At 34.6% G+C, this 20,364-nt stretch carries 23 protein-coding genes; 15 read left to right on the top strand and 8 right to left on the bottom strand.

The annotated features are described in order from the left end of the window. Nucleotides 1–73: 73 nt before the first annotated feature. Entirely contained in the window at nt 74–1,618 is a 1,545-nt protein-coding gene (gene bshC / locus MJQ71_RS13470; protein ID WP_238807146.1) for a bacillithiol biosynthesis cysteine-adding enzyme BshC, read from the top strand. Nucleotides 1,619–1,681: 63 nt separating this feature from the next. Beyond that, complete coding sequence (locus MJQ71_RS13465) at nt 1,682–2,713, top strand: patatin-like phospholipase family protein (protein ID WP_238807145.1); 1,032 nt, start codon at nt 1,682–1,684, stop codon at nt 2,711–2,713. Here MJQ71_RS13465 and MJQ71_RS13460 read toward each other — a convergent pair whose 3' ends face one another. Further along, nucleotides 2,714–2,896, bottom strand: coding sequence for a hypothetical protein (locus tag MJQ71_RS13460; protein ID WP_238807144.1), 183 nt, complete (start codon nt 2,894–2,896; stop codon nt 2,714–2,716). Between the two features lie 81 nt (nt 2,897–2,977). Here MJQ71_RS13460 and MJQ71_RS13455 point away from each other — a divergent pair, with 81 nt between their 5' ends. Continuing rightward, nucleotides 2,978–3,646: a hypothetical protein gene (locus tag MJQ71_RS13455; protein ID WP_238807143.1), complete on the top strand. Its 669-nt coding sequence runs from the start codon at nt 2,978–2,980 to the stop codon at nt 3,644–3,646. 9 nt (nt 3,647–3,655) lie between these two features. Here MJQ71_RS13455 and gltX read toward each other — a convergent pair whose 3' ends face one another. The 4 genes from gltX to MJQ71_RS13435 form a co-directional block, all read right to left on the bottom strand. Further along, nucleotides 3,656–5,161, bottom strand: coding sequence for a glutamate--tRNA ligase (gltX, locus tag MJQ71_RS13450; protein ID WP_238807142.1), 1,506 nt, complete (start codon nt 5,159–5,161; stop codon nt 3,656–3,658). A gap of 119 nt (nt 5,162–5,280) precedes the next feature. Then, on the bottom strand, nt 5,281–5,790 hold the full coding sequence (locus MJQ71_RS13445) for a DUF2480 family protein (RefSeq protein ID WP_238807141.1): 510 nt from the start codon (nt 5,788–5,790) through the stop codon (nt 5,281–5,283). A gap of 29 nt (nt 5,791–5,819) precedes the next feature. Next, nucleotides 5,820–6,773, bottom strand: a complete 954-nt coding sequence (locus MJQ71_RS13440) for a hypothetical protein (RefSeq protein ID WP_238807140.1) — start codon at nt 6,771–6,773, stop codon at nt 5,820–5,822. Beyond that, nucleotides 6,773–7,108 carry a nucleotide pyrophosphohydrolase gene (locus MJQ71_RS13435; protein WP_238807139.1) on the bottom strand — a complete coding sequence of 112 codons (336 nt, stop codon included), beginning with the start codon at nt 7,106–7,108 and terminating at the stop codon, nt 6,773–6,775. The genes MJQ71_RS13440 and MJQ71_RS13435 overlap by 1 nt, the downstream gene beginning before the upstream one ends. A 222-nt stretch (nt 7,109–7,330) precedes the next feature. On the opposite strand from MJQ71_RS13435, the gene MJQ71_RS13430 reads away from it, so the two are divergent. From MJQ71_RS13430 to tpiA, 12 genes are all read left to right on the top strand, one after another. After that, nucleotides 7,331–8,356 (top strand): M28 family peptidase, encoded by a 1,026-nt coding sequence (locus tag MJQ71_RS13430; protein WP_238807138.1) that lies wholly within the window; start codon nt 7,331–7,333, stop codon nt 8,354–8,356. 185 nt (nt 8,357–8,541) lie between these two features. Then, entirely contained in the window at nt 8,542–9,612 is a 1,071-nt protein-coding gene (locus MJQ71_RS13425; RefSeq protein WP_238807137.1) for a branched-chain amino acid aminotransferase, read from the top strand. A gap of 161 nt (nt 9,613–9,773) precedes the next feature. Next, nucleotides 9,774–10,748 (top strand): polyprenyl synthetase family protein, encoded by a 975-nt coding sequence (locus tag MJQ71_RS13420; RefSeq protein WP_238807136.1) that lies wholly within the window; start codon nt 9,774–9,776, stop codon nt 10,746–10,748. A gap of 46 nt (nt 10,749–10,794) precedes the next feature. After that, the gene (locus MJQ71_RS13415; protein WP_310587530.1) at nt 10,795–11,433 is read left to right on the top strand and encodes a rhomboid family intramembrane serine protease; all 639 of its coding nucleotides are present in this window, start codon (nt 10,795–10,797) and stop codon (nt 11,431–11,433) included. A gap of 4 nt (nt 11,434–11,437) precedes the next feature. After that, entirely contained in the window at nt 11,438–12,289 is an 852-nt protein-coding gene (locus tag MJQ71_RS13410) for a LytR/AlgR family response regulator transcription factor (RefSeq protein WP_238807135.1), read from the top strand. A 172-nt stretch (nt 12,290–12,461) separates the two neighbouring features. Further along, nucleotides 12,462–13,217, top strand: coding sequence for a hypothetical protein (locus tag MJQ71_RS13405; RefSeq protein WP_238807134.1), 756 nt, complete (start codon nt 12,462–12,464; stop codon nt 13,215–13,217). Nucleotides 13,218–13,345: 128 nt separating this feature from the next. After that, on the top strand, nt 13,346–14,194 hold the full coding sequence (locus MJQ71_RS13400; RefSeq protein WP_238807133.1) for a bifunctional helix-turn-helix domain-containing protein/methylated-DNA--[protein]-cysteine S-methyltransferase: 849 nt from the start codon (nt 13,346–13,348) through the stop codon (nt 14,192–14,194). Nucleotides 14,195–14,466: 272 nt separating this feature from the next. Beyond that, nucleotides 14,467–14,958: a MarR family winged helix-turn-helix transcriptional regulator gene (locus tag MJQ71_RS13395; protein WP_238807132.1), complete on the top strand. Its 492-nt coding sequence runs from the start codon at nt 14,467–14,469 to the stop codon at nt 14,956–14,958. Nucleotides 14,959–15,000: 42 nt separating this feature from the next. Next, nucleotides 15,001–15,492 (top strand): GNAT family N-acetyltransferase, encoded by a 492-nt coding sequence (locus MJQ71_RS13390; RefSeq protein ID WP_238807131.1) that lies wholly within the window; start codon nt 15,001–15,003, stop codon nt 15,490–15,492. A 7-nt stretch (nt 15,493–15,499) separates the two neighbouring features. Then, on the top strand, nt 15,500–16,945 hold the full coding sequence (locus tag MJQ71_RS13385) for a pyridoxal phosphate-dependent decarboxylase family protein (protein WP_238807130.1): 1,446 nt from the start codon (nt 15,500–15,502) through the stop codon (nt 16,943–16,945). A gap of 20 nt (nt 16,946–16,965) precedes the next feature. Further along, the gene (locus tag MJQ71_RS13380; RefSeq protein ID WP_238807129.1) at nt 16,966–17,436 is read left to right on the top strand and encodes a GNAT family N-acetyltransferase; all 471 of its coding nucleotides are present in this window, start codon (nt 16,966–16,968) and stop codon (nt 17,434–17,436) included. A 153-nt stretch (nt 17,437–17,589) separates the two neighbouring features. Next, entirely contained in the window at nt 17,590–18,351 is a 762-nt protein-coding gene (tpiA, locus tag MJQ71_RS13375) for a triose-phosphate isomerase (protein WP_238807128.1), read from the top strand. Between the two features lie 53 nt (nt 18,352–18,404). Here tpiA and MJQ71_RS13370 read toward each other — a convergent pair whose 3' ends face one another. The 3 genes from MJQ71_RS13370 to MJQ71_RS13360 form a co-directional block, all read right to left on the bottom strand. Further along, the gene (locus tag MJQ71_RS13370; RefSeq protein WP_238807127.1) at nt 18,405–19,076 is read right to left on the bottom strand and encodes a TVP38/TMEM64 family protein; all 672 of its coding nucleotides are present in this window, start codon (nt 19,074–19,076) and stop codon (nt 18,405–18,407) included. Between the two features lie 83 nt (nt 19,077–19,159). Then, entirely contained in the window at nt 19,160–19,783 is a 624-nt protein-coding gene (locus tag MJQ71_RS13365; RefSeq protein WP_238807126.1) for a hypothetical protein, read from the bottom strand. Beyond that, nucleotides 19,776–20,246, bottom strand: coding sequence for a hypothetical protein (locus tag MJQ71_RS13360; RefSeq protein WP_238807125.1), 471 nt, complete (start codon nt 20,244–20,246; stop codon nt 19,776–19,778). Before MJQ71_RS13360 ends, MJQ71_RS13365 begins: the two co-directional genes overlap by 8 nt. Nucleotides 20,247–20,364 lie beyond the last annotated feature (118 nt).

Genomic DNA, 20,364 nt, shown 5'->3' with positions numbered 1-20,364 from the left:
ATGATTGATTGAGAACTTGAAACCTGTGGGCTTTTTTTCGTGTTCTTTTAAGAATAAAGAAAAAAATCACAATATGCCCTCTCAACAATTAGCGTTAAATTCGGTCGGTGCATTTCCGAAATTGTTTTTAGATTATATCTCAAAAAACGAAAATCTTGAAAAGTTCTACAATCAATATCCTGATATTCAAGGTTTTAGAAAAGCTATTGAAGCAAGAAAATTTACTGACGATAAACGAAAAACATTGGTTTCAGTACTCGAAAATCAATACCAAAAATTAGAAAATAAGCCTAATTTTAGTGTTCTTTTAAAGCAAAATACTTTTACTGTTACAACTGGACATCAATTAAATATCTTCACGGGGCCGCTGTATGTGATTTATAAAATTGTGACGATTATCAATTTGGCTAAAAAACTTAAAGCCGAATTTCCTTCATACAATTTTGTGCCAATCTATTGGATGGCGAGTGAAGACCACGATTTTGCAGAAATTGCCTCTTTCAATCTTTTTGGGAAAACGTATCAATGGCAAACTGAACAAAAAGGAGCAGTTGGACGAATGAACCCTGTTGAATTACAAGCAATTTTTGACGAAATGCCCGAAAAAACTGCTTTATTTGAAGAAGCATATTTGAAAAATAACACATTGGCCGATGCTGTTCGCCAATATATGAATCAACTTTTTGGTAGCGAAGGTTTAATTTGTTTAGATGCTGATGAGGCAGCATTAAAAAGCATTTTTTCCGAAATTATCAAAGACGATTTGCTGAATAATCAAGCCAATAAAATCGTTCATCAAACTTCCGAAGAGCTCAATGAGATGGGTTATCATACCCAAATTTCGCCCCGTGAAATCAACTTCTTTTATTTACAAAATCAACTTCGTGAACGCATCACGAAAGAAGGTGCTGACTACAAGATTTTGAATACAGACATTCATTTTCTAGAATCAGAAATTTTACAAATTCTTGATAGCCAACCCGAAAACTTTAGTCCAAATGTTGTATTAAGACCACTTTATCAGGAAACAATTTTACCAAATTTAGCCTATATTGGAGGTCCTTCTGAAGTACCTTATTGGTTACAATTGAAAGGTATTTTTGACTATTATGGCGAACAATTTCCTCTATTAATGCCTCGAAATTTTGCATTGGTTGTTAATCAAGCAAGCCAAAAAAGAATGGATAAATTGGGCATTTCAGCAGAAGAACTTTTTGTAGATGAAGTTACGCTTAGAAGAAGTTTTGTAGAGCGTAATTCGGAAAATTCGTTAAGTTTGGCATTTGAAATTGATGATGTAAATGAGATTTTTGAACGAATCTTGAAAAAATCACTGGCCATTGACCAAACAATGAAAGGGCCTGTGGAAGCCGAAAAAGTAAAAATTATTAGTTCGCTCGAAAACCTTGAAAAACGCATTAAAAAAGCAGAAGAACGTAATCAAGAAATGTCGGTTACGCAGCTTTTAGCTTTGAAACAAAAACTTTTTCCAGAGGGAGGTTTACAAGAACGTAAAGAAAATTTCTTGAATTATTATCTTAATGATAATGCCTTTATAACTAAGATTTTAGCTGAATTTGACCCATTGGATTACAGTTTTAATATCATTGATATTTAAGCCAAACTGTTGTAATAGAATTACGTATTTTTCGTTGTTGATAAAAAATAAGATTGATTTGATATGCGAAAAATTAGTCAATTATTTATTTGCTTATTGTTTTCTTCCGTAGTTTTTGCTCAAGAAAAGAGCTATAAAAATTTGGTAATGGAAGGTGGTGGAGCAAAAGGAATAGCTTATGGCGGTGCTTTAGTAGAATTAGAAAATAGAGGTATTCTCCCACAAATCCAACGAGTGGGAGGAACTTCGGCAGGAGCAATTCAAGCTTGTTTATTAGCTGTTGGGTATTCGGCTGAAGAAATCGCCCAAATTATTGCAGATACGCCCATTGAAACATTTAATGATGACGGAACTGTTTTTCGTGCAGGAAAGAGGTTTTTGAAAAATTTTGGCTGGTATGAAGGAAAAAACTTTTTAGAAACGATTCAAAAACTAATAATTGACCGTACAAACAACGCTGATTTGACTTTTGCCGAACTGCATGAATTAGCCAAAACAGTTCCTTTTCGTGACCTTTATGTGACAGGCGTTAATCTAACCAAACAGAAACTGGAAATTTTTTCTTACGAAACTTACCCCAATATGCGTATATGCGACGCTATACGTATATCAATGTCAGTGCCTTTATATTATAAAGCGGTTTATGTAAATCCAAAAGGTAGAATTATTGAAAAACCTTTGCCAATTGACAATTGTAGTGTTTTTGTTGATGGTGGATTATTACTCAATTATCCGATTGAGATTTTTGACGAATCAAAGTATTTGAGTGCTGCAACCGATACAACTATAACTAAGCCTATTTTTAACACCGAAACTTTGGGGTTACGATTAGAAAGATGTGAACAAATTGACCACGAAATTCGATTCAGAGAAGGTTTTGCTCCTTTTGCTATTCAAGATTTTAAAACCTACGTTTCTGCCTTATATAATATAATGACAGAAAGCGTGAGCCGCCCAAAGCCTGAAGACATCACTCGAACGATTTATATCAATGATTATGATATGAGTCCACGAGTACGAAAGCTTTCTGAGGAAGAAAAACAAAAAATGATGACAAGTGGTCGGCAAGGTGTTATTGAATTCTTCCAACGTTAGTTACTTTCGGTTGCGTAACTTTTTGTCGTCAACGGTTTTATTCAAAAATTGATTAATTTTTTCTATATCATAGCTCATTTGAATTTCGCCAAATGAGTTTATTTTTATATCAAAACCATTCAAATCTTTATGTACACGAGGTTTTTCAGGAGTAGTCGTGTCTTCAATTTTCTTTTTTGCCATGATTTTATTATGTTTATACCGTAATTTGCTGTAAAATATTTTTATGAAACCTATTATATCAATGAAAATGTCTGAATCTGTATGTTAAAAGTTGGATTGATTACTGTCCTACTTGCTATTGAACTGACTATTTATTATATATTTGGTGGTTTAGCATCCTATCCTTTTAGGGTATTAGGGTATGGATTTCTTATATTTTGGTATTATTCTATAAGAAAGAATTCAATAAATTTAACGGATAAATTATTTCTTATAACTTCTTCATTTGCGATAATTTCGCCAATTCCAGCATATATTTTAGCACCAATCATAGGTAATTTAACAGAATTTTTTCTAATAATGATTGGTCATGTATTTATTATTTTAATTTTTAGAATTGAAGGCTCAAAAATCAAGTTTTTTGATAAACAAAACACATTTGTTACCATACTTATTCCATATATTTTGATGCCTTTTGCCTTTTTTGTTGCAGTGATTCTACCTATAAAAAGTTTATTGGTAGTCTTTGTAACAGGTATTTACTTGCTCGAAATGGTTTATTTGCTCGTTTTATCGGCTTTTGTGCCATTTTCTGAAAAAGGCAAACTTTATATCTCACTTTCAATGCTTTTTTTAGTTTTGGCGAGCGGTGCTAACGCTTACCGAACTTATATCACAGACTTTGGTTTTAATTATGGTGTTGTTAGAGTAAGTACGAGTTTATTCCGATTATTCCTGTTGTTAGGAATGTTATACCGAAACGAAAAGTGAAATTCTTGTTTAATTTAAAACAAGAATCGCATTTTCAATACGTTTGGTGACGTCTTCTTTTCCTAAAATTTCTAAAGTGAGCATCAAATCAGGCCCTTTTCCCACGCCAGTAATGACCAAACGAAATGCTTGCATTACTTTTCCTGCCTTAATTCCCGCTGATTCGAGTGCTGGGAAAATCGTATCATGAATATTTTGAGAAGTAAAGGATTCATTTTCAATTGCTTGAATCGAATCCTTGATTACACCCATGGCCTTACGAGCATCATCATTCCATTTAGATTTTACAATTTCTTCGTCGTAAGTTGTTGGTGCTTCAAAGATGAAAGGCACTTCTGATACAATTTCTTGTGGGAAAGTGACACGGTCCTTCATTAAACGAACCAATTTTATAGTTAAATGATGGCTCAAATCTGTATTTGTTGTGGTAATCAATGAAGCCAATTCTTCATCAGATTTAACTTTCAAATAATGCTGATTAAACCATTTTGCTTTATCGACCATGAACCTTGCACCCGCTTTATGAATTTTGTCAAGGGTGAACGAATCAATCAATTCATCCATTGAGAAAATTTCTTGTTCAGTGCCAGGATTCCAACCTAAAAATGCTAGAAAATTAACTACCGCTTCGGGGAAATATCCATCTTGTTTAAATCCACGAGCAATTTCGTCTGTAAATGGGTCTTTCCATTCCAAAGGGAAAATCGGAAAATTCCCTAGAAGTCCATCACGTTTACTCAGTTTACCGTTGCCTTCTGGTTTTAGGAGTAAAGGTAAATGAGCAAATTCTGGAGCTTTCCAACCAAAAGCTTTGTATAATAAAATATGAAGCGGAGCAGAAGGCAACCATTCTTCGCCACGAATCACGTGCGTAACTTCCATCAAGTGGTCATCAACAATATTGGCTAAATGATAAGTTGGCATTCCGTCAGATTTCAATAGAACCTTATCGTCAATTGTTGAAGAATGAACCACAACCCAGTCACGAATAATGTCTTTGAAACGAATCTCTTCTTTCAACGGCACTTTTAAACGAATCACGTACGCATCGCCATTGGCAATGCGAGCATCTACGTCTTCTTTTGAAAGTGTGATTGAGTTTTTCATTTGCATTCTCGTAACGGCATTATACGAAGTATTATCAACTTTTGCTTCTTCCAATTGCTTACGGAGTGCGTCGAGTTCTTCGGCAGTATCAAAGGCGTAATAGGCTTTTCCTTCCGAAACCAATTGTTCGGCATACTGACGGTACATATCTTTTCGCTCTGATTGGCGGTAAGGTGCATGTGGGCCACCAACACCTTGTCCTTCATCTATTTCAATACCAACCCATTTCAATGCTTCCAAAATATAATCTTCTGCACCAGGTACGTAGCGGGTTTGGTCAGTATCTTCGATACGAAGGAGCATTTTTCCGCCCATTTTTCGAGCAAATAAATAATTATACAAAGCAGTACGAACGCCACCAATGTGAAGTGGACCAGTTGGACTAGGAGCAAATCTTACACGAACCATATTTTTGTAAACAACCTTCTAAGTTGCTAGAAATCGTAGAAATTAATAAAAAATAACACAACCCAGAAAGTTGTGCTACAACCGAAACGCAAAATTACGGAAAAATATGCAGGGGAAAACTATTCTTTCGGCTTTTTGTAGAGTGGAACTGTGCTGCAAGGTTCACCAAACATAATACTTTGGGCGTAAGGTCTTAGGCGACGAGTGACTTCAACATAGGCGGTTGTTGGCACTGCAACTTTGCTACAACCTTTAACTACTACTTTTGCTCCACTAAATGACTCAAAGTTGATTTTTGAGAGGGCTTCGTCGTAGAGTTTTTGTTCTAAATCTTGCAGATTGCCAAATACAATGAGATTAGCATAAGGTTCGAGCTGAATTGCTAACAACATATATGCCCAAGTTGGAATAACGGCATCTTCGGTACAAGTGATAGCAACGTTTTTGCCTTTGTAGTTTGTCCAATCGTGGGATTTTAAAAATTCTCGAAAATCTTTTTCCTTCAGAATCAAACCCATGAAAAGATTATCTTTCAAATCGTATAGAACTCGCTCGCCAGTATGATAAAAATCTTCTAAATCTAAGGAAATTAAGCCACTTTTGGCTACTCTGTTAATGATGTCTTCCATTGTGTCAGTTTTCAAACATAACATTTTACTTATTCAGAAAGTTTATTTTCTGTATTATCTTCTTCCTGAATACTTGTTGATTCGCTTTTTTTCTCAAAAATTGGTTCAACAATTATTGGGTGTATTGTAATCGGAATAGGTCTTAATGAAACATAATCGTAGGCATTGCTCAAATTCCAAGTTCGAACAAAAACTCGACAGAAAATAAAAACTTGTTGAATCAAAAACATCAATCCAATTGTCAATCCTGAAACCATTCCTATGACTGATTCGAGCCATAAATAAAACAACATCAAAATTGCGGCAGCCAACAATACAGCCCAATAAATGTACATTGTTTTGAAATTTTGAATAACATAATGTGATGCTTTCCAAAATGCTTGCCAAGGATTGATTAGGGAGTCACGATGCAGTAAAACCTTGGCATAGTCGCCAACATTTAATATATATGAGAGATAAATTCCAACAAAGATAAATGCAGGAATCATTGTTAAAACAAATTTTGGTTCAGTATTTCCACTAGCTAATTTTCCAAAAACAAGCAAAATCAAGATAGAAATGATTGAAAATATGATTAACGCCAGTACTTGTAGTAAAAAAAGAAAGAAAAACTTTACAAAATAATGAGCCGAATTTTTCAAAAAATCAGTAATTCTGAAAGTATCTCTTATTGTAAATTGGCTTAGAATTCCACCTGAAAAAAAGACATTTAAAACAACATAAGCGATACTTAAAACCAAACTTATAGGAAAAATAGGTTTAAGAGATTGACTACTTTTATTCAAAAAATCGTTGAAAACAGTAAAGTCAAAATCAGCCACTAAGTTATTGAATGCCAAAGAGCCATGAGATTCTGCCTGTAAAATATTAAATACAGGCAATGCCAGACAAAGCCCTAAACAGAAATTTACTAAGAAAATAAGCAAAACAATTTTCCAATTTTGAGTAGTTCTGCGAAAGGCTTGGGTCAGGATGGTGAGCATTATATTGGCGAGGTCAGTTTTTCGTTATTTTTATGACGCAATATATCTCTTTTTGTCTTCTTTTCAAGATTTTTGCGTAGAGCTTCGGTCAAATCTATACCAGTTTGATTGGCTAGGCAAATCAATACAAACAAAACGTCTGCCATTTCATCTCCTAAATCTTTATCTTTATCCGATTCTTTTTCCGATTGTTCACCGTAGCGGCGTGCCATGATTCGGGCAACTTCACCGACTTCTTCCATTAGCATTGCCGTATTGGTCAATTCGTTAAAATACCGAACACCAATCGTTTTTATCCAATCGTCAACTATTTTTTGAGCTTCTTCTATGGTCATTTTTAGATACAAGATTTTAGATTTTAAATGCGGGATAGAAATTTTGAGAAAAGAAATTATCTAGAAAATAGATGTTTCATATCAACAATCTCAAATCCAATATCTCATTCACAAAGCTAATCAAAAAAACGTTTGCTAAAATACTTATATTTGATTCATCGTTAGTAGAAAAGAAACAAATTCATAACTTTGCCAAACTTCCACTATCATTTATTATTTAACATGAATTTAAAGAAATATACTTGTTATTTATCCATTTTAGCCATTTCAACTACTTTTGTTGCTTGTAAACAAAACGCAAGTTCAGAAAATAGCAATACAACTGCTGAAGCAACAAAGTTAGTTACTACCCCAACTTTCAATGCAGATTCGGCTTATTATTTTGTTGAGAAACAAGTCAAATTTGGCCCACGTATTCCGAATACAGTTGCCCACGTAAAGTGCGGAGATTGGATGGTAAAAAAACTAAAAGAATATGGTTGCGAAGTAATTGAGCAAAATTTTAAGCCTGTAACTTACGATGGAAAAGTATTAAATGCCCGTAATATTATTGGTAGTATTAATCCACAGGCAACTAAGCGAATTTTGTTAGCTTCACACTGGGACACTCGCCCATTTTCGGATGATGATTCTACCGCAAAAACTAAACCTTTCGATTCTGCCAACGATGGTCCAAGTGGCGTAGCGGTTATCTTTGAAATTTTGCGTGTAATTCAAGCTTCAGGACAAAAACCAAATATAGGCATTGATGTGGTGCTTTTTGATGTAGAAGATTGGGGCCCACCGAGTGATTATACCAAGCAAGTGACCGATGCAAATGGCGGTTGGTTGATGGGTTCGGAATATTGGTCAAGAAATCTACATAAACCTAATTACTCGGCATATTTTGGCATATTATTAGATATGGTTGGAGCAAAAGGAGCAACGTTTACGAAAGATACAATTTCACGCCAATATGCCCCTGCTGTGATGAATAGTGTTTGGAGTATTGCGAGCCAATTAGGTTATAGTCAATATTTTTTGAATCAAGATTTTGGAAATATTTCCGATGACCATGTACCTGTCAATGTGAATGCAAAAATTACGATGATTGATATTTGTGATTTAAGACCCAATTCAGGAAATACTTTTGGCGACTATCATCATACCCAAAAAGATAATATAAACATCATTGATAAAGGCACTTTAAAAGCAGTTGGGCAAACTGTGTTGCAGGTTTTGTACCAAGAATCAACCGCTCAACAATAAAAAGGTTGTCTTAACAACTATTTTTGCATTTTTCCTTGACAGTATAGTATATTATTTGTTATTTCGCATAGATAATTATGTAAGTGATTGTTTTTGAAACATAAGCATAACGAAAAAGATGCTTAAATGCCGAAAGCAATCGCCAAAAGCAAAAAAACGCCATTAATTCAAAATTTTAGTTTGTTATGACAGAAACACTTAACTTAGACGTTACGCTAGTTGCTGAGAGTCGAATCCATCAACTTGACCCTAATAATATTGCTTTTGGGACAATATTTACTGACCACATGTTAGTGGCTGATTGTATCAACGGAGAATGGCAAACACCAAAAATCTTGCCTTACGGAGATATTAGCTACAATCCTGCATTGGCAACTCTTCATTACGGACAATCTATTTTTGAAGGAATGAAAGCTTTCAAAAATGATAAAGATGAAGTATTGATGTTTCGTCCATTAGAAAATTTCAAGCGATTTAATATTTCAGCCGAACGTATGTGTATGGCACAAGTTCCTGAAGAAATTTTTATCGGTGGTTTAGAAGAATTGCTTAGAATTGATGCTGCTTGGGTTCCGAAAGGCGAAGATAATTCACTTTATTTGCGTCCATTCATGTTTGCGAGTGATGTGTATTTGGGTGTTCGTCCATCTCAAAATTACCGCTTTATGATTATCATGAGTCCAGCAGGTAAATATTATTCAACTCCACCAAAAGTGAAAGTTGAAACCGAATTTATTCGTGCTGCTCCTGGTGGCGTTGGCTATGCAAAATGTGCAGGAAATTACGCTGCTTCATTATATCCTGCAAAATTAGCTCAAGAGCAAGGTTATACACAATTATTGTGGACAGATGCTTTAGAACATAAATATTTTGAAGAATCAGGCACAATGAATGTAATGTTTGTAAAAGATGGCAAACTTGTAACGCCAAATACAAGCACAACTATCTTGAAAGGAATTACTCGTGATACTTTGATTCAATTGGCTAAATCAATGGGCATTGAAGTAGAAGAAAGAAGAGTTTCGGTTGAAGAAATTATTGCAGGAATCCAAAGTGGCAGCGTAACAGAGGTTTTTGGTGCAGGAACAGCCGTTGTGGTTTCTCCATTCGCAGCAATCGGCTTTGAAGGTTCTGATTATGTTTTGCCAACAATCACTGATGAATCTTATTCAACTCGATTGAAAAATGCCTTAAACGATATTCGTACTGGAAAAGTAGCAGATACATTTGGTTGGGTTTGGAACATTCATGCCTAATTGCTTGTTTTAATATTTTAGAAGAAAAGCGACTAAGGAAACTTGGTCGCTTTTTTAATAAAAATGTTTTCGGAGTATAGAAAATAACTTGTTAGTATTCGTAAGTTTGGCTTTATTTGAGCTTAAAGCACAATTATTTAGCCGATTTTATTAAAAAAATTATGTCATTAGAAGTTTTCCTGAATGCAATTCAAACCGAAATTGCCAATACAAAATACGGCGAAAGCCCCGTTGAACTCTACGAGCCAATTGAATATTTAATGTCGCTTGGTGGGAAAAAAATGCGTCCTTTATTGGCTGTGATGGCAACAAATATTTTTTCGGACAATTGGCAAAAAGCTGTGAAGCCTGCTCTTGGCGTTGAGGTTTTTCATAACTTCACGCTCATGCACGATGATATTATGGATGCGGCTCCATTAAGAAGAGGCAAACCAACCGTACACGAAAAATGGAATGAAAATATTGCCATTCTTTCGGGCGATGTTATGTTGGTTTGTGCCTACGAATTGATGACAGCCGTTGATGATAAAATTTTCAAACACGTAATCAGAAGGTTTAATCGAACAGCTGCGGAGGTGTGTGAAGGACAACAATGGGACATGAATTTTGCAACCCGCAATGATGTTACCGAAGACGAATACATCAATATGATTCGTTTAAAAACCTCAGTTTTATTAGGATTTTCCCTAGAATTGGGTGGTTTGATTGCAGAAGCAGGAGATGAAGCAACGCAATTATTGTATGATTTCGGAACAAATATTGGCATTGGTTTTCAATTAAAAGATGATATTTTGGATGTTTATGGTGACCCCGAAAAATTTGGCAAACAAGTTGGTGGCGACATCATTGAAAATAAAAAAACTTGGCTTTTGTTGAAAGCTTTGGAGCTTAGTGCAGGAAAAAAAGAAGAAGCCGAATTACAATTTTGGATTAATGCAAAGGAGTTTGATAAAGAGGAAAAAGTAAAAGCCGTAAGAGCAATTTATGATTCATTGAATATCAAGCACTTAGCCGAAAATAAAATGAATACTTACTTCAATCAAGGCCTTGAAGATTTAGTGAAACTCAATGCTCCGTCAGACAAAAAGCAGCCTTTGATTGAGTTGACAAAACAATTAATCGAAAGAGAATCTTAATAAAAACGATTGTCGATTTTTCTCTTTCTAAATTTAACAAACACAAATGGAACAAATTACTGCCAATTTATTAATAATCATCGTTACAGTCGGAATGAGCCTTTATGCTTTAAGCAATTTAAGCGTTTTTGAAAGTTGGTTGATGAATCCCGTTGCTATTAATCGTAATCGAGAATATCACCGTTTTATTACTTCTGGTTTCATTCACGCCGATTTTATGCACTTATTTTTTAATATGTACACACTTTATAGTTTTGGCGATTTTATTGAACAAGTTTTCATTCAGAAGTTCGACAATGACCCAAAACTTGGCTCGGTTGCTTATGTGATTTTTTATATTGTTGCTATTATTGTTTCGGATTTACCAACATTTTTCAAACACCGTAATGACCGAAATTATAATTCTTTAGGTGCTTCTGGTGCTGTTTCAGCTGTCATTTTTGGAGCAATTTTATTTGTACCAACAGCACAATTGGGCGTGTTTTTTATTCCGATGCCCGCTTTTATTTTTGCTGGTTTGTATTTGGCATTTACGTATTATGAAATGCAGCGAGGAAATGGTTTTATTAATCATTCGGCTCACTGGTACGGAGCAATTTTTGGTGTTGTCGTAATGATTGTGATGTACCCACAAGTTGTGCCTAGTTTTATAGAGCAAATTATCAATTGGAGGCCATTTAATTAAAATAATGCTTAAAATTTTATTGCAACCTTATCCTTTTGGAGAAAAATCCAATACACAATTAATCATACAAAGTATTGGAGAAGGAACTTTTATTGCGTTGTTTCTCATTTTATTTCAGCCTTTTGGGGCTTTAGCGTGGCACGACCCTAACAAAAATTGGTATTTGGCTTGTTATGGATTAATTACTGGTTTATGCGGTTTTATACTACGATTTGGCATTTTCAAAACATTTCGGCAATACCACAACGAAAAAACTTGGAATGTAGGCAAAGAAATTTTATCAATAATGTTGCTCATTTTCATGATTGCTGTGGGTAATATGTGGTTTAGCAATATTGTATTTCATTTTGAAAATGGTTGGAAAAACTTTTTCGGAATGCTTCTAGTTGTGATTATCATTGGTATTTTTCCTGCTACTTTTGGCGTAATGATGAATTATATTTACCAGTTAAAAAAATATAATCAACCAATCGCTATTCATCATTCGCACGATGCTGAAAGACAGAATTTGACTGCAACTAAATCATTGAAGTTAATTGCCGAAAATGGAAAAGATATGCTTGAATTAAGTGAAGATTCATTGCTTTTTATCGAATCGGCTGATAATTATTCTACTATTTTTTACGAAAAAGACGGAAATCTTCAAAAAGAGTTACTTCGCAGTAGTTTAACTAGAATAGAAGCCCAAATTGCTTCCGAAAACATTGTTCGTTGTCATCGGTCTTTTATTGTGAATCTTGATAAAGTAGAAAAAATTACTGGTAATGCTCAAGGTTATAAACTTCACCTCGAAACGCCAGAATTGTTTGTGCCTGTGGCTCGAAAGTATTCCGAAATAGTAGAACGCTTAAAATAAAAAAAAGTATTCGATATTATTATTTGTTATTCACCCCAAATACTTTGACAAACATCCCTGCTGCTTGTCAATCTTCCCAAATGCTTGATAGTTAGCCCTTTAATTTGATTTGTTTTTTCTGTAATTCTACATTTGTGTCATTCAAAAACGCAAAAAATTAAAACAGAAAATAATGGAAACGCTTATCTACAAAAGTTCAATAGCCATTCATGTATTATGTGGTATTCTTTCGCTCGCAGCTGGTTTGGTTGCCATGATAGCCAACAAAGGTAGCAAAATTCATAATCGTGCAGGCATCATTTTTTACTGGTCAATGTTTATGATTTTCGTTACAACAACAATTTTCTTCATCCTTTATCCAACCAACTTGAAATATCAGTTTTTTTTAGGAATCGGCATAGTTAGTTTCTATCCAAACTGGTCTGGAAAACGAATGTTAACAATGAAAAAAGGAGTTTTGCCAAAAATAATTGATAAAATAGGGGCTTATTTAATTGGACTTTCGGGTATAACTATGCTCGCTTATGGAGCATATTTAACTCAAAATCCAGCTAAAGGATTTGATGCACTTAATATTCTTTTCTTTGTATTTGGAACGGTAAGTTTGGCTAATGCTTACGGAGATTTAAAGATTTATTTGGGTTTTGTAAAGGCCGAAAAAATGCACTGGTTTTTTGCTCATGCTGGCAAAATGATGGGTGCTTATTCGGCGGCAATTACAGCTTTTTGTGTAAACATCGTTCCGAGATTTTTACCCGAAAACACCCCTTTTTATGTATTTATTGTCACTTGGACAGCTCCAGGAATAATCATTGGAATTTTATCAGCAAGAATTTTAAAAAAGTATAAAATCAAATTCAAAATTGAAGAAAAATCAAGCGTTTTTTCTAGAATTAAACCGAAATTAGTAAATAAAGAACCCGTTTAACTTAAAGATATTCGATTCCGCAAAAATCAGATTGTTCATCAATGTTATCTCTTGTATTTTTGATAAAGATTCAGGATAAAAGATTTAATTACATCCAGAATTTCTTTTCATAAATCTTAAAAAAATAGATGGAACTCATTGATAATCAAGATAATATAGACTATCGTCGTGTTGAGAAAGCAATTCAATTTATTGAGGAAAACTTTCAGCAACAGCCCAATCTTAAAGAAATCGCTAATCATGTGGCACTTTCAGAGTTTCATTTTAATCGACTTTTTACGAAATGGGCAGGAACTAGTCCACAACGTTTTATGCGGTTTTTAACTAAAGAATTTGCCAAAGAAAAACTCGCAGGAAGTAGCAATTTGTTAGAAGCAACTTTTGAATCTGGATTATCTAGTTCGAGCCGATTACACGATTTATTTGTGACTTACGAAGCCATGACTCCCGCCGAATTCAAGTCAAAAGGAGAAGGACTTGCCATTCATTACGGCATTCATGAAACGCCATTTGGCGAATGTTTAATAGCAATTACAGAGCGAGGAATAACTGACTTTAGGTTTCTTGATATAGCATCTAAAGAATTGATAATAAATGAATTACAACAAGATTTTGAAAAAGCTGTACTTGTTTTTGATAATGACATTACGAAACCTTTTATCGAGCAAATTTTTTATGCAACAACAAACAAATCTGAGCCAATTGCACTTTTGATGCGTGGTACAAATTTTCAGATTAAAGTTTGGGAAGCTTTGCTGAAAATTCCTTTTGGACAAATGGTTAGCTATGAAACTATCGCCAATACTATCGGAAAACCTACTGCTCAAAGAGCTGTTGGTACGGCAATCGGCAGTAATCGTTTAGGTTATTTAATCCCGTGCCATCGTGTGCTACAAAAAGTTGGCGGAATTGGCGGTTATCGTTGGGGTGTTACCAGAAAAAAAGCAATTCTTGGCTGGGAAATGGCCAAAGCTTAACTGTTTTTACACGCTTAAATCAAAAAATGCTGCTTCAAAAAGCTCAACAGAGGCATTTAATTTAGGTAAATGTCTCTGTTTTTATTTCAAAAAACACCTGATTTTCGGGTTCTTATTTTTTCCTGCATAACAATTGACTTTGCTAGAAAATTTTAATTTTCGATTACCAGCAAGTAAAACGCCTCTTACATTAAAAGAAAAAATCGACTCAATCTTGCAAATATTTTTAATCTTCATATATTTGCGTAATTAATTACGTAACTGATTACATAATGCAAGATGTTTTTTCAAAATTAGGCCCACTAATTATTGCCAGTCGCCTCAAACGCATGAGCGATTATATCATGCGGGCGGGAGCGGAATTTTATCATAGCAATGGCATTGAGTTTGAGCCAAAGTGGTTTCCACTTTACTATTTACTTTCGCAGGAAAAAGAATTAGGAATCATGGAAATTGCTCAAAAACTGAACATTTCTCACCCTGCAGTTATTCAATTGGCTAAAGAATTAGAAAAAAAAGGTTGGATAATTTCTACAAAATCAAAAGAAGATGCCCGTAAAAGATTATTAAAGTTAAGCAAAAAGGGACTAAATCTTTTGCCGCAACTACAATTAATTTGGGATGATATTAGAGAAGTAAATCGACAAGTTGTTGATGCCCAAGCAACCAATATTTTGACAGCCCTGGAGGAAATGGAAACTTTTTTTGATTCAAAATCTTATACAGAACGAATGAAGCTATTTCAAGAATCGAAGAAAAAATAGTCGATTATCCAACATGATAAAATATTTTAAAGAATAAACTAAATGAAAATTTCAATACAAATCTATGCTGACATTTATCAAAAACAAGTCGAAAACTTGGTTTTGGGAATTCAAAATGGCGAATTTAACTTAGGTCTAACCGCACAAGACCAACCCGATTTGCCGAATATTGGTGAGTTTTATAAGGAAGGCTGCTTTTGGATTGCTTTAAATGAACAAAATCAAGTAATGGGAACAATTGGTTTAGAACCGCTTAACGAAAAACAGGCTGTTTTGAGAAAAATGTTTCTTGATAAATCAATGCGAGGAAACAAAGATTTAAACTTGGCACAAAACCTTTTTGAAACATTGGTTAATTACACACAGCAAAAAGGCTATCAAGAATTATGGTTGGATACACCGCTGATGGCTCAAGCTGCTCATCGTTTTTATGAAAGAAATGGCTTTGTGCTAATGCCACGAGCAAATGTGCCAAAAACTTACAAATTACCCGCTATCAAAGAATTGAAAATTTACCGCTTGCATGTAAAATAATTAGCAGATGAATAATAATACTTTAGATTTTACCCAAGAAGAATTTCAGGATATTCTTGAAAAAACATCTTCAATGATTTTGAATCAGTACCAAAACCTAGCTTCCCAAAAAGGGTTTAACGTAAATTCCCAAGAAGAAGTTGAGCGTTGGTTTAATGAACCGCTTCCACTTGAAGGCAAAAACAGTTTGGAATTGTTGCAAGAAGCCCAAACGAAGGTTTTAGATAGTGCAACAGGTAATTTGGGTTTGAATATGTACGCTTACGTAATGTCGGGCGGCAATCAAATGTCAACTATTGCCGAACTTTTAGCTTCGACTGTTAACCAAAACAATACAAAGTGGCACTTAGCTCCTGCCATGACCGAAATTGAAAAACGAGTGGTAAAATGGACTACCGAAATGATTGATTACACGCCCAATGCAGGTGGAGCAATGGTTAGCGGTGGGTCAGAAGCTAATTTGGCGGGCTTGACAGTTGCTCGAAATATATTTTTCAAGAAATTAGATATTAAGCGAAATGGCCTTTTCGGAGTAAAACCATTCACAATTTATTGTTCAACAGAAACCCATAATTGTGTAGATAAAAGTGTCACTTTGCTAGGAATTGGCACTAATCAACTCCGTAGAATTGCAACGAAAGCTGATTTAACAATTGACACAAATATTTTAGAAGCACAAATTCAAACTGATTTAGCGAATGGTTTTATGCCATTTTGTATTGTTGGCAACGCTGGAACTGTAAACACGGGGGCGATTGATGATTTGACGGTACTTTCGGAAATAGCAAAAAAATACCAAATGTGGTTTCATGTTGACGGAGCTTATGGCGGTTTGGCTTCTTCGCTGCCTTCTTTGAAACAAAAATATGCTGGTTTAGAAAAAGCCGATTCTATTGCGTTGGATTTTCATAAGTGGCTTTACCAACCTTTTGAAATTGGTTGTGTATTGGTGCAAGATTGGGGAAAAATGCGAGAAACGTATTTTAAAGAAGCCGATTATTTGGCTACCGAACTCCAAACGAATCCGAATGCTCGTTTGGAGTTTAATGAACATTATTTTCAATTATCTCGTAACGCAAAGGCATTCAAAGTTTGGTTGTCGGTAAAAGCCTATGGTTTTGACCGAATTCGAGCAATGATTCAAAAAGACATTGATTTGACACATTATTTATCAAAATTAATTATCGAATCAACTGATTTTGAATTGAAGTCAAGCTCAGATTTAGCCGTTGCTTGTTTCAGATATACTGGAGAAAAGACAACCGAAGACGAGATTATAGATTTGAATCAGAAGTTGATTCCTGCCCTCGAAGCCGATGGACGAGTTTTTATTACAGGTACAAAACTAAACAATGAATTTGTGTTGCGAGCGTGCATCATCAATCACCGAAAAACAGAAGCTTCGATTGCCTATTTACTAGATACAATTCGAGATGTAGGTTCGAGATTATAAACATTTTGCCTTTTAAAATTATGTCAACAATAGAAATTATCAACCTCGACCCACAAAATGAAGCTCAAAAAATAGCTTTCAAACAGATTAACTATGAGTGGATAAATAAATATTTCAAGGTAGAAAAAGGTGATTTAGATTCACTTGAAAATCCTGAAAAATACTTTCTGGAAACTGGTGGAGTAGTTTTATTAGCGTGTCGAGGAGATGAATATTTAGGTACTTCGGCATTGAAAGCTATGGGAAATGACTCGTATGAACTTTGTAAAATGGGTGTGAGTGAAGCGGCCCGTGGACTTGGAATTGGTGGATTGATTGGTGAAGCGGCAATCGAAATGGCCAAAAAATTAGGAGCAAAACGGGTTTATTTAGAAACAAATTCGAGCTTAACGCCTGCTCTTACACTTTATGCAAAATTAGGTTTTACTCGTATTGAAAATTTCACCTCACCGTATGCCCGTGCCGATGTCGCAATGGAAATCTGGTTATAAAATTTAAAGAAAAACTGTTATCTTTGGGCTTTATTATAACAGTTGGATATTGTTTTAAGCGTTTCAATTTGCTACATTTTGTTAAATAAAATCGCAGTAAATAGGTGTTAAAACAATATTTCTAACTTTTTAACAATCAAAGATTCTAAGAAAATGAGAAAAAAAATCGCCGCAGGTAACTGGAAAATGAACAAAACTTTTGAGGAAGGTCAAATCCTACTTTCAGAAGTGGTAAATATGGTAAAAGACGAAGTTACAAATCCTAATGTAGAGGTTGTACTTTGTGTGCCTTTTCCTTATTTAAGTACTTTTGGGAAATTAATAGATACATCAAAAGTATCATTAGGAGCTCAAAATTGCTATCCAAAAGCTTCGGGTGCATATACGGGAGAGGTGTCGATTCCGATGTTGAAGTCTGTTGGTGTTGGTCATGTGATTATTGGTCATAGCGAGCGTCGTCAATATTTCAACGAATCTGATGCATTTTTAGCAGAAAAAGTAGATGCAACTTTAGAAGGTGGTTTAACTCCGATTTTCTGTTGTGGCGAAACCCTAGAGCAACGCAACGAAGGCATTCACTTCGATTTTGTTCGTGGACAAATCACTAATAGTCTTTTTCACCTTTCTGCGGAAGATTTACAAAAAACAGTAATAGCTTATGAGCCAATTTGGGCAATCGGAACGGGTGTAACGGCGTCTAACGACCAAGCACAAGAAATGCACAAAGTATTAAGAGACCATTTAGCTTCTAAATACGGCCAAGTGGTAGCAGATGAAATTTCAATCCTTTATGGAGGAAGTGTAAATGGTGCGAATGCTCAAGAGCTTTTTGCTTGCCCAGACGTTGATGGCGGATTAGTTGGTGGAGCTTCGTTAAAATCAAGAGAGTTTACAAATATTGCGAAGTCATTCTAATTTGAGTAGATTTTGTAAAAAGCCTTGTAGAATTTTGATTCTGCAAGGCTTTTTTATGGTGTTTTCTTTGGTAAAATATAATATATTACTCCACCAACGGAGATAATGATCAATAAAATTATTAAAATCTTTTGCAAATTTCCTTCATTTGGATTTTCTAACAATCGTCTAATTTCTTTCGCTTGTGAACCCGTCCAAACTGCTAATAATGTACGTGGAATCATTCCCAAAAAACCACCTAAAAGGATATTCTTAAGTTTTGCTCCTGATAATGCAAATACAAAATTTGTGAGTGCAAAAGGTAATATTGGAGATAATTTAGTGAAGAAAATAAACTTTAATTCTTGTTTGCGAATATTTTCAAGAATTGAGTTAACTTTTATATTATCAGATAAATAAGTCCTTAAATTGTCTTGATTAAAGCGTTTTGTAATAATATTTACTAAAAATATAGCTACCATATTCATCATAAAAACGGGCAAAACTGCATGCCAACCAATGAAATAACCAAATATTAGGGCTAATAGTGTTGGTGGAGTAAATGCAAAAGTTGATGTAATACAGCAAATTAATGTAATCCAAGTCCAATCTTGCCAAGGTAATTTTGCCACTTCATTTTCATGAGTAATGACTGCAACCGTGAGTGCCGAACTAAAAAGTAGAGGAACAACCGTTAGAAAAATTGAAGAAATAAGTGGAAACGAATATTTATTAAAGATTTTCAAACCAGTATGATGATAAAAATTCTCCCTCTTTAACAAAGAGGGAGATAGAGAAGCACAAAGTTACAATATTTTAATAGAATTTTTCAAAACAAAAATCCATAGCGAAGTGTCAGCGGAAAACCATTGCCGAGTAAACTTTGTGGACTAATAAACCCACGATTTGGGTAACCCAAATTATACATTAATGAAATAAAGCTACCACGTCGGCCATCGCTTCCTTGATAAAATCCTGCCCCGATGAGTGGTGAACTTCCCCATTGTTTTTTATTAGGGTCGCCAGTTTGTTCGTTAAATGAATAAAATTGGTCAGCGTACGCATTGATGAATTCGTATTCGGCGTGAACAAAAAATCGTTTAAAAACTTGTTGACGAACGAAAAGTTTTGGCCCAAAAATTACATTATTGGTATTTGTCGAACTATTTCTATTGAATGTTCCTTGAAAAATGAACGTTCCTCCCACACCCGCAATCGTTCCTTTGTCGTTGAGTTCGTAGCCAACCATTGGCGAAGCATCAATATAAAATGCTCCAAAAAAGCCCAGCCAAAAATTTCCGCCATATCTTAATTTTTCTTTCCATGCTGGCTTAGGTTTTTCAAAAAATACTTGTGTTTGGCTATCTTTATCACCTGAAGTTGGAATACTTTCTTGAGCAAAAACACTTAATGTGATGATTGTCAAGATACTCATTAAAATTATTTTACGCATACTGTAAAGTTTTTTCCTGTAAAAAATCAGGCAGTTCGATGCTTCCTAAGAGTTGTTCTTCGAGCATATTTGCCCACTCTGTTAAATAAACGATTACATCTGCTCTAACATTGTGGCGAAGATAACGATTTTCGGCAGGGAGTCGTATTAAAATTTGTTTATCTGATAATTTTTCTAAATTTTGGAGGTCTTCCAACGAAAACCCTGAAGTAAGCATTTCATGAATCACTAAATCGATGGGCATTTCGCTGATTCCACAGTAATCATTGAGTTGTTCATTCCAGTCGCCGTGACCTTGCATGGCGTAAGCATGAATTTCAGCTTTTGAACGTTTGGTTATTTCTTGAGCAAGATTGCCACAATTACAGCTTCCCATGTGTCCCCACATATATTGACTACCAGCTTCTAATTTTTTTGCTGTACGACGCAAAGCGTCAATGATTTCCAATTTTGCTTGTGCCATAGCTTCAATTTAGATTTAAGAGTGATGAATATAGAATAAATCGTAACGATGAATTTTAAAGATGATATTTTATTAAAGTTACTAAGATTTTAAACCTAATAATATAGCTAAACAGTCT

This window comes from Emticicia aquatica, from assembly GCF_923079645.1.
Classification (GTDB): Bacteria; Bacteroidota; Bacteroidia; order Cytophagales; family Spirosomataceae; genus Emticicia; species Emticicia aquatica.
The sequence above is the reverse complement of the archived record's forward strand: the minus strand, read 5'-3'. Positions and strand labels throughout refer to the sequence as shown.